This is a genomic window from Vibrio hannami (genome assembly GCF_029589055.1).
Lineage (GTDB): Bacteria > Pseudomonadota > Gammaproteobacteria > Enterobacterales > Vibrionaceae > Vibrio > Vibrio hannami.
Genome location: NZ_JARQZP010000003.1, coordinates 466,448 through 481,935 on the forward strand (window position 1 = coordinate 466,448; position 15,488 = coordinate 481,935).

12 protein-coding genes and 2 pseudogenes are annotated in these 15,488 nt (G+C 41.9%); 9 read left to right on the forward strand and 5 right to left on the reverse strand.

What is annotated here, in order from left to right; translation table 11 throughout:
* Positions 1–102: 102 nt before the first annotated feature.
* Positions 103–705, reverse strand: a complete 603-nt coding sequence (locus P7F88_RS03740) for a TetR/AcrR family transcriptional regulator (protein ID WP_277822002.1) — start codon at positions 703–705, stop codon at positions 103–105.
* A gap of 241 nt (positions 706–946) precedes the next feature.
* On the opposite strand from P7F88_RS03740, the gene P7F88_RS03745 reads away from it, so the two are divergent.
* The 3 genes from P7F88_RS03745 (at position 947) to P7F88_RS03755 (ending at position 5,937) form a co-directional block, all read left to right on the forward strand.
* Positions 947–2,305: a coniferyl aldehyde dehydrogenase gene (locus P7F88_RS03745; protein WP_277824544.1), complete on the forward strand. Its 1,359-nt coding sequence runs from the start codon at positions 947–949 to the stop codon at positions 2,303–2,305.
* A gap of 271 nt (positions 2,306–2,576) precedes the next feature.
* Positions 2,577–3,065, forward strand: a complete 489-nt coding sequence (locus P7F88_RS03750; protein WP_277822004.1) for a hypothetical protein — start codon at positions 2,577–2,579, stop codon at positions 3,063–3,065.
* Positions 3,066–3,792: 727 nt separating this feature from the next.
* Positions 3,793–5,937, forward strand: coding sequence for a bifunctional diguanylate cyclase/phosphodiesterase (locus tag P7F88_RS03755; RefSeq protein ID WP_277822005.1), 2,145 nt, complete (start codon positions 3,793–3,795; stop codon positions 5,935–5,937).
* A 141-nt stretch (positions 5,938–6,078) separates the two neighbouring features.
* On the opposite strand, the gene P7F88_RS03760 is transcribed toward P7F88_RS03755, so the two are convergent.
* From P7F88_RS03760 to P7F88_RS03770, 3 genes are all read right to left on the reverse strand, one after another.
* The gene (locus P7F88_RS03760) at positions 6,079–6,447 is read right to left on the reverse strand and encodes a PH domain-containing protein (protein ID WP_277822007.1); all 369 of its coding nucleotides are present in this window, start codon (positions 6,445–6,447) and stop codon (positions 6,079–6,081) included.
* A 106-nt stretch (positions 6,448–6,553) separates the two neighbouring features.
* A complete protein-coding gene (locus P7F88_RS03765) occupies positions 6,554–7,333 on the reverse strand; it encodes a substrate-binding periplasmic protein (RefSeq protein WP_277822009.1) in 780 nt (259 codons plus the stop codon).
* 168 nt (positions 7,334–7,501) lie between these two features.
* Positions 7,502–7,753, reverse strand: coding sequence for a hypothetical protein (locus P7F88_RS03770; RefSeq protein ID WP_277822011.1), 252 nt, complete (start codon positions 7,751–7,753; stop codon positions 7,502–7,504).
* A 384-nt stretch (positions 7,754–8,137) separates the two neighbouring features.
* Here P7F88_RS03770 and hppD point away from each other — a divergent pair, with 384 nt between their 5' ends.
* From hppD to maiA, 4 genes and pseudogenes are all read left to right on the forward strand, one after another.
* Complete coding sequence (gene hppD / locus P7F88_RS03775) at positions 8,138–9,211, forward strand: 4-hydroxyphenylpyruvate dioxygenase (protein WP_277822013.1); 1,074 nt, start codon at positions 8,138–8,140, stop codon at positions 9,209–9,211.
* Entirely contained in the window at positions 9,204–10,349 is a 1,146-nt protein-coding gene (locus tag P7F88_RS03780) for a homogentisate 1,2-dioxygenase (protein WP_277822015.1), read from the forward strand. Before hppD ends, P7F88_RS03780 begins: the two co-directional genes overlap by 8 nt.
* Positions 10,350–10,358: 9 nt before the next feature.
* Positions 10,359–11,396, forward strand: a complete 1,038-nt coding sequence (locus P7F88_RS03785; protein WP_277822017.1) for a fumarylacetoacetate hydrolase family protein — start codon at positions 10,359–10,361, stop codon at positions 11,394–11,396.
* Positions 11,397–11,441: 45 nt separating this feature from the next.
* Positions 11,442–12,109: pseudogene (gene maiA, locus P7F88_RS03790) on the forward strand (maleylacetoacetate isomerase).
* A 46-nt stretch (positions 12,110–12,155) separates the two neighbouring features.
* On the opposite strand, the gene P7F88_RS03795 reads toward maiA, so the two are convergent.
* Positions 12,156–14,168 (reverse strand): acetoacetate--CoA ligase, encoded by a 2,013-nt coding sequence (locus P7F88_RS03795; RefSeq protein WP_277822019.1) that lies wholly within the window; start codon positions 14,166–14,168, stop codon positions 12,156–12,158.
* Between the two features lie 198 nt (positions 14,169–14,366).
* Here P7F88_RS03795 and phhA point away from each other — a divergent pair.
* Positions 14,367–15,160: pseudogene (gene phhA / locus P7F88_RS03800) on the forward strand (phenylalanine 4-monooxygenase).
* Positions 15,150–15,488: a 4a-hydroxytetrahydrobiopterin dehydratase gene (locus P7F88_RS03805; RefSeq protein WP_277822021.1), complete on the forward strand. Its 339-nt coding sequence runs from the start codon at positions 15,150–15,152 to the stop codon at positions 15,486–15,488. Before phhA ends, P7F88_RS03805 begins: the two are co-directional and overlap by 11 nt.

Sequence of the window (15,488 nt, forward strand, 5' to 3'; positions counted from 1 at the left end):
TCGGCGTGCTCAAAGCACGCAAACAGTGCAAAAACTAGGTTTAAGCACTGTTTTGGGTCATTAAGGTGGGGTAAGAGTATGGAGCTATTAAACGAGCTAAATTTACCGCCTGGACGGAATGTCTAATGGCACATAGCAACCTAAATAGGCTTTCGCGGCCTGCTTGGCTTCTAGCTCCATGCTTTTTGTGATCATGCCGTATTTCATTTGAGATATGGTAAAAATCGTATCTACTAATTCGACCCAAATGTAGAAGATGTCTGACTGCTCTTTAATGCTGGGTAGTTCGAAAAAGTGGTCTAATATTCTATAGGTAGCTCGAGCAATCAGTTGATCATTTGCCCGGTCTTTCTGTTTGATTACAGCCGATGTCTTGCCTGAAATAAATAACTGCCGTGCTGCGGTTTCTTCTTCGTAAAAAAGAACGGCGCGATCGATTATTATGTCTACAATGCTATGCCAGTCTTTGACATCGCCTCTACTCGGGAGTTTGCTTAATACTTCTAGCAATTGTTCACCGTATTGACTGGCCACTTCTGTATACAGTTCATCAAGATTCGCGTAAAAATGATAGGCAGAGCTTTTTGGGATTTGGGCATGCTTTGCTATGTCGGCGTAGGTGATGTCAGAAATGTCATTTTTGTTGAGTAGGTACTTGGCTGATTGTTGTAACAGTTCTCTTCTTTTTAGGCCACGGCTCTGCATGATTTATCATTCCTGCTTATTGTGTGTAAGCTTAAATATAGATACTAAAAATAACACGTAAGTTGTTGAAGTAAGTTCATTGTATTCTTTTTATTTAAATTAATAAATTCGCTTGAGTTATTTGATGGGTGATTTTAGATTAATTAACGCTCTCACAAACAAGCTAATAAATTTATAAGAGATAAATAATGATAAATTCAGGGACAGATACAACGCATCAACTTCATAAAGATTTTGCGATATTGAAGGCTTTTACGACAAAGAAAAATCACCTAGCTATGAGCAAAGAATTGATGTATTGAAAACACTCAAGTGTTCGTTGATCGAGAACGAGCAGGCTATATATGATGCTATAAAACTTGATTATGGTTACCGTAGCGAATTTGATACCTTGCTCGCAGATGTTTTACCTAGCATTGCAGGTATAAACTATGCCATAAAAAACCTTAAAAAATGGATGAAGCCTTCGAAGCGTCATTCGGGGCTTATGCTATTCCCTTCAAGTGTTACAGTTCACTACCAGCCCCTTGGTGTAGTGGGTATTATTACGCCTTGGAATTTCCCGTTTTTCTTAGCATTGGGTCCGGCGGCACAGGCTATTGCTGCTGGTAACCGCGTATTGATAAAAATGAGTGAGTTCACCCCCCACTCAAACAAAATACTGCGTAAAGTTGTAGAAGGTATTTCAGAGCACATAAAAATCGTTGAGGGTGAAGCGGAAGTAGGAGCAGCTTTTTCGGCTTTACCTTTTGATCATCTGATCTTTACCGGTTCATCAGCTGTTGGAAAACTGGTAGCAACATCGGCGGCACAAAACCTAACCCCTATTACGTTAGAGCTGGGAGGAAAATCTCCTACGGTAATAGATGACAGTATAGATATGAATATTGCTGTAGATGCGGTGATTCTTGGTAAATCTATTAATTCTGGTCAAATTTGTGTCGCACCTGATTATATTTTTGTACCTAAAAACCGAGAACAAGAGTTTATTTCTACCTTCTTAAAGCGTTATGCTAAATACCATCTGACTAATTCTTCAAGTTACACACAAACTCATATCGTAACAGATAGACAGTATTCGCGACTTATGGATTTGCTTGAAGATGCAAGGGATAAAGGAGCAAAGATTCAACCAGTTAAAGAGATAGAATCGGAGCAGGGAAGGCGAGTTTACCCTCATCTGGTGACGAACGTTACGCAGGAAATGAAGCTATTGAGCGAAGAAATTTTCGGTTCTATCTTGCCAGTGATGACCTACGATAACGTTGAAGAAGCCATCTCTTACATAAATGAGAGGCCAAGACCATTAGCCCTTTACATCATGTCTAAAGAGCAGTCATTTATAGATAAACTGCTCCACCAAACTCATAGTGGTGGTGTCTGTATCAACGATACGGTTTTACATGCGTCTGCTGATGATGCTCCGTTTGGTGGCGTTGGTAATTCAGGAATTGGTCACTACCATGGTTACGAAGGATTTTTGACCTTTTCTAAAGCCAAAACGGTGTTACGTTCTAGTTCGTGGCTGCCAAAAAACAGGTTTATTTTGAGTCATCGGAACTTAGTTTTTAAGGTGATGAGAAAAGTTTTTTTGAACTGATTTGAGTAAGTTCGGCTTCATCAATCCCTGATGAAGCCATCGTCCAGCCCCTTTCTTCAATACTGAACACACCTTAGATTCGAGTTAATTTGCAGGAATCATAATTGGTATGCTGCATGCTGTTCTGATAGGGGTAATGTCTACACTGTTCTTAATGTGATATTTTTTGGTATTCTTAAGTGTCATATATGATGTTTATTTACATTGGTCTGACTTATTGAATAGGAGCCAAATCTATAATGTAGGCTCAAAAGCAAACTAGTTTGAATATATGATCTTTAAACAACATAGCCACGCTCGTCTGATTCCTCTTGATAGTAAAGGTATTCTGTTACTCGACTTTGGAAAGACCTATGAAACCCGAAAGTCGCGGTTTAAAACTTTTATAAAAGCTTCGTTTGTTTCATGGTGGAAAGTTTCCTTGATAGCGATTGTAGTGAACCTGGTAGGGATATATCTGAATCTATTCGTTTTTGGTAATGAAATTGTACTTGGTGTACCGCTACTATTTGGGTTGTATCTTGGCTGGTGTTCGGCTGTTTCGGTGAATGATGACGTTGAAAGTTGCATAAACTGTCAGGGAACACGGTTTTATTTATCACAAGAAGAGTGTTTAGGTCACACAGTGCTTCATACCGAGAATAAACCAGATGGTGATAGTCGCGATGAAACCAACCACATGGTTTCACGTTCGGTTATTTCTTGTCGTTGTAGTGAATGCGATTTAATTCAATCGTCAGGCGAAGTGCTGCATCACTAGTATTCAGACAAATAGCGTTAGCTTGGTTTGGTTCCCTCCACAACACCAAGCCAGGCTGACCCCCTTTCAAAAAATAAAACTCTCTCGATGAGCTCATCATAAATGTATTTCCTCATAAAATATTGTTGAGATGAAATACATTCATACAGATTTTAGAATGATAATATCAAACAAAGAGATATTGTTAATTAAAGGTATTTAAATAGTAAACTCGATGATTTTTAATATACTGTTATTATGTGGTTAAGATGGTTAATATATTATTAATCTGTGTTCTGTTTAGTATTTATTGTCAATGAGAGAATAGTCACCACCTTACTCTATTATGTAATTCAACAATAAAAATATGTTTGAGCTGAATCACGTTAATCGCTATCGCGTGTTTATTGAAGTTACGGTGCGTGTCACATTATGCATGTATCGTTTAATCTTAATCACGTTTCTTGGGTATGTTTTTCCGTCATCGCATCTCCTCTGGATTTGAACAGGGTTTCCTGAATATAAATAAGGAGAGTTATAAGGAATATTTATATTATTACCTGGTTCTTATTTGAAAATAATGGTGTAACTTATGCTAGGTATCACGGGTTGTTCCTGGTGGAGGATATCTATTGTCCTATTCATACAGGTAATATTCTCATCTTCGATAATTATATTATCTCATTCTTATCTCTCAATAGAACTAGGGAATGGGCTCAGTATTCTTGTAACCATCCTATCTTGCTTTTTGGGTTCATATACATTTTTACTCTATTTAAAGAATGAAAATGATAAACATATAAAAATAGTAAGAGATATCCTCGATACAATTACTGATGTTATTGTTATAAAAGATTACGACGGTAATTTTGTGTTTTGCAATGATACGGTTGCAAAACTATACGGTAGCACGCCGGAAGACATGGTTGGGAAAGACGATTTCTATTTTACCAAAAACAAAGAGCAGGCAGACTTTTTCAGAGAGAACGTGCGGTCAATAATGCGGCGCTTTGTGAAGCAAGAAGTTTACGAAAACTCTACAGATGCAAACACTGGGGAGGTTCGCCACTTTCAGTCAATTAAGATTCCATTTCGTGATAGTCAGAATCAGCTAAAGATAGTTGTAATTGCAAAAGATATTACCGATATAACAAGGCTAAAAGAAGAAGCAGATAGGAATAAAGCGCGTCTGGAGCATGTATTAGAGGTGTCTCAAGAAGGTCTCTGGGAATGGAATACAAAAACCAACCAGGTGTTACACAATGAGCAATGGGAAACCATTACAGGGATTAAAAGAAGCGATAACTCTTTTAAGGAATTTGAGGGATGCATACTAGAAGAAGATAAGCCAAAGGTTTTTCAGGCTTTGGATAAGCTTGTAAAGCAAAACCATCCTTACGATATCGAGTTTCGTATGAAAAGGCCTGATGGCAAAATTATCTGGATATGGGATCGTGGACAGGTCGCAGAGTATGATCATGAGAGAAATCCACTCTGGCTTGTTGGCATTGCCCAAGATATTACCTCTGAAAAGACAAATCAAATTAAAATAAATAACTTAGCATACAAAGATCAGCTTACGGGCTTGATGAATCGTACTCAGCTAGAAGTTAAATTAAGAGAAATTACAGACTCAAACGTATGCCGGAATGCATTCAGCGCTGTACTGTTTTTAGATTTGGATAGATTCAAGTTGCTCAATGATAGTTATGGCCACCATATGGGCGATGTGCTATTAAAAACCGTAGCAGAACGATTAAAAATGATAGCCCAGGAGAAGGAAATCGTTTCAAGGTTTGGTGGGGACGAATTTGTGATCATCTTACCTTGTATCGACAAAAAACAGACGAATGCGTTTCGTATTGCTAAGCAGCGTGCAGATGCCATTATTAACGAAATTTCGGATGCTTTCACACTTCAAAGCGAACTGCAGGATATAAAAATAGAATATGCAATTACCGGAAGTATTGGTGGTGTTGTATTTCAGTCTGGAAAGATAACAGCGGGTAAAGTATTGCAACTAGCAGATACAGCCCTGTATCGTACCAAGGCCGCAGGCGGACACTCATCTCAAATCTATGATGTAAGTATGCATGATGATCTAAGGTACACAAGCGAGCTTCAAAAGGCTATGCATCACTCTATAATCGAGCGGGACTTCTGTATTTACCTTCAACCAAAATACGATATTAGCGAGAAAATTGTAGGTGCAGAAGCACTGGTTAGATGGAACCACCCTGAGTTAGGTTTACTTGGGCCAGCTTCGTTTATCGATATAGCAGAAGAGAGTAATATGATCTTACCTATTGGCAAGATTGTGCTCGAACAGGCTTGCCAACAGTTGAAGCTTTGGCAGTCGGATGATTCGACAAAAGAGTTTGAAATTTCGATCAATTTAAGTGCTAAACAGATTTGGCAAAACCTGTTTGTTGATGACTTTATTGATACGGTGGAATCTTATCAAATTGACCATGCAAAGCTTGTTGCTGAAGTTACAGAGTCAGTTTTAATACAAGATATCAGTGATGCCACTGAAAAATTAACAAAGCTACGTGAGTATGGTGTCTCTATCTCGTTAGATGACTTTGGTACGGGCTATTCATCATTAAGTTATTTGCGATCACTTCCTATCGATGAAATTAAAATTGATAAATCTTTTATTAAGGACGTGACGACAAATAAACAAGACTTGTTAATGGTTAAATCTATCATTGAGTTGGCGGAAAATTTTGAGATTGACCTGGTGTCGGAGGGAGTAGAGCGGGAAGAGCAGTTAGAACTGTTAAAATCACTAGGGGTTGAAAAGTATCAAGGATTTTATTTCAGCAAGCCGTTATCGACTAATGCTATGAAGGATTTAATTGCGTCCAGGTGCTCTAATAAAAACGAATAAAATATGAGTTGTGAAGTTGAAAGCGGCTAATTCTCAAAGTAAGAAAGAGGCGTGACTTTTCCTGATTAATTGGTAGCTCGGCAAGAATGTCTTGCCGAGCCCCCTAGTAATAGCATTCTAGTTCCACCATGTACTCAAGGATCAGATAATACCAGCGCTTAATACTTTCGCGATTTTAGATACATCTGTGCCTTTAAGGAAGTTGATTTCCAGTTCACCAACACCCGATGCCCAGATTTTAAACTCTGCATCAAGATCAAAGGTTCCGGCGCTTTCTATAGAAAATGCAGTGATTTTACTGAAAGGTAAAACGAAGAATTCTTTCTTTTTGCCACGAATGCCCTGAACGTCAACGGTGATTAGACGTTTGTTAGTCAGAACGACCATATCTCGAACCGTTTTGTATTCGCACTTAACTTGTTCACCTTCGGTCATCATAAACCCGTAGGTTTCTATACCTGCACCAACTTCTTGCTCGGTTAATCCTGCGATTTTCAATCCCTTAAACATGTATCCACCTTTGATTTGTAATGAGAGTCTATATGATAAAGGTAAATTAATTATTCTAGATAACAGTTATTTGTAAAACTGTAAGATATTTCAAAATGTTAGTTAATTACCTGTAATAATCTATAGAATAGTCATTCAGAATTTTTTTATACTCTTCTGTCTTTTTAAATTTGGCCATTTCATTGGCAAACAGCTTAGCTAGTCCATTGTCATTTATTCGCGCGAAAACGAGATAATTATCAAGCGAGCTTTGCAGCAGGGGCTGAAGAAAGCTTATTTTATCTAATACACCTAGTTGATTGGCTGCGTTAGTGACATCCGTAATATTTCCTATCGCTATAGGAAGGCGTTTATGTACTATTTTTAATACGAGTTGTCTTTCGTGAATGGAGGTTTCATCTTTACTTAGATAGTCAGCATGGTCAAACTCATGGTCATATAAAAATGCTTTAACGTTGCCTATCGTATATCCTTCAAGATCACGCAAGTTACCAGTGTATTTAAATTTATCTGCATTTTCTTTCAAACAAAAGAAGGCGATATGTGAGCTGGACATAATATTATCTTTGACGAAAATTCCAAACTCATTCCTTTCTTCGGTATAAGCCATATAGGTAATCGCATTAGCTTTTCCTGTCTTCAGCATGTCTATGGCTCTTTTCCATGGGTAACTTTCAAACCGAACAGAGATATTTAGTCTTTCCGCAACCGCGGTGACCAAGTCAACATGTAACCCTGAATGCTTTCCTTCAATTTCCATTTCATAGGGGGGCCATTGCCCATGCGCACGAACTACCAGAATATCGCGATTCACATTCTCTTGAGCCCATAAGAGAGGGCTAATAGAAATTAATATAGAGAACAGAATAATAGAGAAAGCTTTCATATCGCCTTAGGAAATGAAGGTGAACAATTTATATCGGCAAGGCTCATGGGTAGCGACGAGATTGTGTCACTACATGATATATGCTGATAAACCATCTACCATAAAGGTTGGGTTACGAGCATAGAGTTGTCAATGTTTGATGAAATATGGCCTTATATTAACCATCTATTAATCATTGAAAAAACTATCTACCACGTGCTTTATCTCATTCTCAGTTACATCACCGTTTAATGGTTCTTTGTATAACGGATCTGTGACAACAAATGTCAGTCCGGCTGTTATTCCGACGATCTGAATAAGTATGTTTCTTGTCGTCTCGTCTGAGCGCCAAACTTTAACCTGGACTTCAACGATTAAGTTATGTTGTATTTGAGAATAATCTTTAACCTTATTGATTAGTGACTCATTTGCATGGCGCATAACATCTCTGTTGCGCAAGATTAGGTGATGGGCGGGATTTCTCAAATACACTCCATGGTTTTTTTGATGGCATGCAACTGAGTGTTTTCCGTAAAGGCGATGATCAGATTCCAATCGTGTTACGAGGGGCACCAAATGAGCAATCTGCGTGTAACAATAAATTAACATTTAATGCTGGGTTGTAAATCATAGCAATTTTTTACTCATTGATAGTTTGCACCTTTCTTTTCGAGTTATGCAGGTGTAACAAATTACGTACATACTGACAGGTTTTCACCGCGCTCGTTCATTTCCTTCCATACATTCCATTATCTCCGCTTGTGGGCCAATTTTAATTGAGGGCAAAAAAACAACTAAATGCCGATAGATACGAGGAGACAGTTCATGGTGGATACACACAACCCACTTGGCACGGATGGATTCGAGTTTGTTGAATACACTGCTGTTGACCACAAGGGAATTGAGCAGCTTAAAACGCTGTTTGTGTCACTTGGTTTTGCTGAGATCGCTAAGCATCGCTCAAAAGAGGCTTGGTTGTACCGGCAAGGTGATATCAACTTTATCGTTAATGAACAGCCACACAGTCAGGCAGAGTCGTTCGCTAAGGTTCATGGCCCGTCGGTTTGCGGTATGGCATTCCGTGTTAAAGAATCAACTACTGCCATGGAGCAAGCGCTCAAGAGCGGAGGTGAAGAGTACAAAACAGAAATCGGGCCAATGGAGCTGAGTATACCTGCCATTTATGGTATCGGTGAAAGCCTGCTTTATTTTGTAGATCGCTATGGCAAACAGAGCATCTATGACGTGGATTTCCGATTCTATGATGATGCTGAAGAACGCATGGCGAAAGCTGATGTTGGCCTCTATGAAATCGACCACCTTACGCACAATGTTAAGCAAGGCAATATGGACGTATGGTCCGGGTTTTATGAGCGTATCGGTAACTTCCGAGAGATTCGCTATTTCGACATTGAAGGGAAATTGACAGGCCTTGTGAGCCGTGCCATGACATCTCCATGTGGCAAAATCCGAATTCCTATCAATGAGTCTTCAGACGATAAATCACAGATTGAAGAGTTCATTCGTGAGTACAACGGTGAGGGGATTCAACATATTGCACTCTCAACTGATGACATCTACACAACCGTGAAAACTCTGCGTGATCGCGGCATGGATTTTATGCCAACCCCAGACACCTATTACGAGAAAGTGGATCAGCGTGTGAAAGGCCACAGTGAAGACACGAATAGGCTGCGCGACCTGCGTGTACTGATTGACGGTGCACCAGACAAAGATGGCATTTTACTGCAAATTTTCACACAGACTGTAATCGGGCCTGTGTTCTTCGAAATTATCCAGCGTAAAGGCAACGAAGGTTTTGGCGAAGGTAACTTCAAGGCGTTGTTTGAATCGATTGAAGAGGACCAGATTCGTCGAGGAGTATTAGGCGATGCATAAATGGATCTCGTTTCCCCATCGGGAGGGGGTATGTTCTAGACAAGCGCATGCTGATTTCCCTGAAGAGGCAATTTACGAAAGAGAAGCGGGACGAAGTGGTTTTTTTGGCCCTGCCGCTCACTTTCATCACCAACATGCCCCTACAGGTTGGTCTGAGTGGGAAGGGAACTTACGCCCTCGCGCTTTTGATTTTAGCCTGGTGGAGAAAGCCAGCCAGATAACGCCTTGGGCCGTGCCTCATCTTCTCCACAACGCCGACTGCAAAATCCGTGTGTGGCGAATGGATGAGAAGATGGATTTCCTGGTGCGAAATTCTGATGGAGATGAGTTGTTGTTCATTCATCAGGGCAGTGCTGAACTCTATTGTGATTATGGTCATTTAGCGGTGAGTGAAGGTGACTACGTGATGATACCGCGCTCAACCAATTGGCGCCTGGAGCCTAGTGAGTCAATGTTCATTCTGATGATCGAGAATACCGATGCCGCGTATTCTTTGCCAGAAAAAGGCATGGTAGGCAATCATGCGGTGTTTGATCCTGCGGTACTTGAAATACCTTCAATCAACGATCAGTTCCGCGCTCAGTATTCTGAAAGCCAAACTCAGGTTCAGGTGAAGCGCCACGATAAAGTCAGCGTGATCAGTTATCCATTCAACCCGCTGGATGCAATTGGTTGGCATGGAGATTTATCCGTGGTGAAAGTTAACTGGCGTGATATTCGACCGCTGATGTCGCATCGTTATCACTTGCCACCTTCGGCACACACAACGTTTGTAGGAGCAGGGTTTGTGGTTTGCACATTTGTACCTCGTCCCATTGAGAGCGACCCCGGCGCTTTGAAGGTGCCGTTTTATCATAATAACGATGACTTCGATGAAGTGCTGTTCTACCACGCAGGGGACTTCTTCAGCCGTGATAACATTGAAGCTGGCATGGTGACTTTCCATCCAGCTGGGTTCACTCATGGGCCTCATCCAAAAGCCTTTAAGGCGGGTCGGGCACACAAGAAGAAGTTTACCGATGAAGTGGCAGTGATGATCGATACTCGCCATGCACTGCAGTTTTCTGATGAACTCGATAGTGTCGAGAACAAAGAATATGTCTATAGCTGGCAAGAAGCTGCTGATGATAAGAAATAAGGGGCAAGGATGAAACTAGCAACCAGGAAAAATGGTACTCGCGATGGTTTGTTGATGGTTGTGAGCAAAGATTTAAAACAATGTGTGGCCGCGACAGAAATTTTTCACGCGATGCACCTTGCGCCAACCATGCAAGTGGCTTTGGATAACTGGGAAAAAGTCGTCCCTCAACTAGAAGAGCTGTATAACGCTTTAAACAAGGGAGAAGTTTCGGAGGGCGAGGAGTTTGACCCCCACCACCTGGAATCACCTTTGCCACGGGCTTATCAATGGGCAGATGGCAGTGCGTATGTCAATCACGTCGAACTTGTGCGTAAAGCGCGTGGTGCTGAAATCCCAGAGAGCTTCTGGGTTGATCCTTTAATGTATCAGGGAGGTTCAGATGCGTTTATAGGCCCTTGTGACAATATCGAATTTGCGAGCGATGAATGGGGAATCGATTTCGAGGGTGAGGTAGCGATTGTCACCGGAGATGTCCCAATGGGAGTGAGTGCCAAGCAGGCGCAAAACTCGATTCGCTTGTTGATGCTGGTGAATGATGTATCACTTCGAGGGTTGATTCCTGCTGAGCTGGCAAAAGGATTTGGCTTCTTTCAGTCCAAACCTTCTTCAGCATTTTCTCCGGTCGCAGTAACACCGGATGAACTTGGTGAACAATGGCAAGACAGCAAGGTGCATTTGCCGCTTATATCGACCTATAACGATACGCCTTTTGGTTGCCCAAATGCGGGAGTCGATATGACCTTCAACTTTACCGAGCTGATTATGCATGCTGCGAAGACTCGTCCATTGTCAGCGGGCACCATCATTGGCTCAGGTACAGTTTCAAATAAGCAAGGCACAGACCACGGAACCTCAATTGCCGAAGGTGGTGTCGGATATTCATGCATTGCTGAGGTACGCATGATTGAGACCATTCGTGATGGCAAGCCATCTACCCAGTTTATGTCGTTTGGTGACTCAATTCGTTTAGAAATGCTCGATGCAGAGGGTGACTCTATTTTTGGTGCTATTGACCAAAAGGTTAGCCAATATCGCGAATCATAACTGGAGAAGCAGTTAACCAGACAATTATGGGTACAGAGAGGGACTATGAACGATAGCATTACACTTTATGGTTATTGGCGATCTTCAGCGGCTTATCGGGTGCGTATTGGCTTGAATCTAAAGCAGCTCAACTATGAATCTAAATCGGTGCATTTGGTTCGTAATGGTGGAGAGCAACACGATTCACAATATCATGAGCTTAATGCCAGTGAATTGGTGCCAGTGTTAGTGGATGGCGAGCTTCGGCTTAATCAGTCGCTAGCTATTCTGCAATATCTAGATGAAAGATACACTGACATTTCGATTATTCCAGAGCATACACCGCAACGTTATCAAGCGTTGGCGCTGGCTCAGGATATTGCGATAGAAATTCACCCACTGAACAATCTACGAGTGTTGCAGTACTTGGAGGGGAGCTATCGTGCAATCAGAAAGATAAACAGGATTGGATTCAATATTGGGTACATAAGGGGTTCAGCGCGATAGAAGAGAAGTTAGCGAAACACCGAAAGTTATATGGTGATTCGGTGTATAGCCTGACGGATTCGCCCTGTATTGTAGATATCTGCCTGGTGCCACAAGTCTACAACGCGCTGCGGTTTTATGTAGATATGTCCTCTTATCCATTGATTAACTCGATTGTCGGAGCGTGTAATCAATTGCCAGCTTTTATCCATGCCATACCTGAGAACCAAGCGGATGCCAACGTATAGATTTAAACGCACTAAGAATTAAGGTCTGACTAGCCCTCACGGATTTCTATCCTTGGAGGGCTTTTTGCGTTTGAGGAGCAACACGCTCTATCTCTTCCAAAACTTCAGCGTTTGCAATCGCACCAAGATTTTCGACCTTCTGGCCATTGATGATCTTCTTCACTGCTAACTCTACTAGCTTTCCAGAACGTGTTTTTGGCACGTCACTTATCGCAATTATTTGGCTTGGAACGTGCCTCGGTGAGCAAGAGGACCTGAGTTTATTTTTGATGTTTGCCTCCAAGTGCTCATCTAAAGTAGTGTTTTGCTGCAATTGAACAAACAGCCATATCTGCTCATCACGGTCGACCTCTTTTCCTACAGCTATAGAGTCGACAATGCCCATGATAGTGTTCACTTGCTGATATATTTCGGCAGTACCAATTCTTACCCCTCCGGGATTGAGCGTGGTGTCACCTCGCCCGTAAAACAGGTAGCCACCATTGATGCTTTGTTCGACTTCGTCACCGTGATGCCACACGTTATCGAACTTGTCCCAATAAGCGCTGTGATAGCGTTCACCAGTGTCATCCCAAAACCCTTTTGGGAAATTTGGCAGAGAATTGGTGCACACAAGCTCACCTCGCTCTTGAATGACCGTTTGACCTGATGCGTTGAACACCCTGATATCTACTCCAAGGCCAGTCCCTTGGCACTCTCCTCGATAAACGGGTGAGATAGGGTTACCCAATACAAAGCAACCACAAATATCCGTACCACCAGAAATAGACGCTAAATGCAGGTCTTGCTTGATGTGTTTATAAACATAGTCGAACTGCTCTGGATAGAGTACTGAGCCGGTCGAACAGAGTGTTTTTAATTGAGGTAGAGAGTAACTTTCGATGGGAGAGAGCTCCGCTTTCTCAATCGCTTCTAAATACTTGGCAGAGGTGCCAAAAACCGATAGTTCCGCTCGTTGTGCTAAATCCCAAAGAACATCGGGATGTGGATAAAGCGGGTTCCCATCAAATATCACCAGGCTAGCGCCGCTAGCGAGTGTAGAAACGTGCCAGTTCCACATCATCCAACCACAGGTGGTGTAGTAGAACACGCGGTCTCTTGGCTTAATATCGCAATGAAGCTGATGTTCTTTTAGATGATTGATAGTGGTGCCACCGACTGAATGAATAATACATTTTGGTTTACCTGTCGTTCCAGAAGAATAAAGAACAAATAAAGGGCTATTGAACTCTACACGAGTAAACTTCAAAGGTTGAGGTTGAAAATGATTGATAATGTCTTGCCAGTTTTGGAACGGTACGTTCGGTTCTACGCTGTGCGAGTTTAAATCGTCCTCTTGATTCATATAATTAATGGAGCACACCCGTTCAAGCCCATCTAAGTGTTCAATGACTTTGTGGTTCTTGTCTGTCATATCGAACGTCTTGCCATTGAATGTATAGCCATCACAGGTAAACAAGACCTTGGGTTTTACTTGACCAAAGCGTTCAATCACACTTTCCACACCAAAGTCTGGTGACGTGGACGTCCAAATAGCCCCTAGGCTGGTGGTGGCAAGCATAGCGATAACGGTTTGGGGTAGGTAAGGGGTGTAGGCCGCGACTACATCGCCTTGTTGCACACCACAATCTATAAGCCACTGCTGAATGCTAGAGACTTCTTCACATAAATTTTGCCAGGTGTAGATCTGTTGCTCCCCACGCTCGTTTTCAAACCAAATTGCCTGTTCCTTTGATAACGACTTGGCAGAACACAATAAGTTTTCTGCATAGTTGACTTGTGATTCTGGGAACCAAACAGCGTCCCGATGAGATTTTGTCTGCTGCCAGCGGCTCTCGCCTAGTCGTAATACCTGGCTGCCTTGTGAACCTACCATCCCACAATACTGCCATACGTTTTGCCAAAACGACTCGGGGTGCTCCACCGACCATTGTTGGAGATCTGCGTAGTTATTTAGCTTCCTGTCACATTGAGTGAGGCTATCCATAAATCGGGTTATGTTTGCCTGTGCGATGCGCTGATCGCTTGGTTGCCAAATTGGCGTACTGTTTTCGTTCATTATTTGTCTGTAACATGTGGTTAACATATTTAGTCTGGTATCTAGGTTTTACAAAGTCAAAAGATCAACAAAATAAGTATTTAACAGAAAAGTGTAAACGAAATGTTACATCACAGCCATCTTCGAAAAGTAACGTAAACTGGCACTAATCAAGAGTGGAAGTAGGCTTAAAGAAAGAGATTTTTTAGGAAGTGTATCATGACTCAATATCATTCGAAGCCCGTTAGTCAAGAGGGCTGGGTTGAGTGGAGCCTCGAAGAAGATGCGATTTGGCACGACTTGGTGACAAGGCAACTGAGCGTAATCACCGGTCGCGCTTGTGATGCATATTTACATGGTTTGAGCCTGCTTAATCTGCCATTAGACAGGGTTCCTCAGCTCCCCGAGATAAATAAAGTGCTCAAGCAAACAACAGGTTGGCAGGTACAGCCAGTTCCTGCATTGATTGATTTCGACCGCTTCTTCGATTTACTCGCCAACAAGCGATTTCCGGTTGCAACGTTTTTAAGAACGCGGGATGAATTCGATTATTTACAAGAGCCGGATTTTTTCCATGAAATATTTGGCCACTGTGCAATGCTGACCAATGCTGATTTCGCGGCTTTCACCGAACGCTATGGAAAACTGGGAAAGATAGCGAGCCCAAAGCAACGCGTTTATCTTGCTCGATTGTATTGGTTTACGGTTGAGTTTGGCTTAGTCAAGGAAGGACAGAAACTAAAAATCTATGGCGGTGGTATTCTTTCGTCTCCTGCAGAAACCATTTATGCGTTGGAAGGGGGTGTAGCGATTCATGAAGAGTTTGATATACAAACTGTCCTAAGAACGCCTTATCGTATTGACATCATGCAGCCTAAATACTACGTGATTGAGGGGCTGTCTGAACTCTTTAAAATTGGCCAAAAAACCTATTACAGCAAGCAGATCTCGCGATAGAAGCGGGATTACTACCACCACTTTTTGAACCTAAGGAACCAGTACATGTTGAATAAACAACAATGCGAAGCCTGCAGTGTCGATGCAATTGCTCTTAATAATGATGATCAACAGTCATTGTTATTAGAGTTAACTGGCTGGCAGATCATGGAAAGAAGCGGCATCCCTCAGCTTGAGAAGGCGTATAAATTTAAGAACTTCAAGCAGGCCTGGACGTTCAGCAATAAAGTCGCAGAGTTGGCGGAAGAACAGTTCCATCATCCTTCTATCTTATTGGAATGGGGTAAAGTAACCGTGACATGGTGGAGCCACTCTATAAAAGGCCTGCACAAAAATGATTTCATATGTGCTTCACGCTGTGATGTCCTGGCTGAAGGCGAGTGA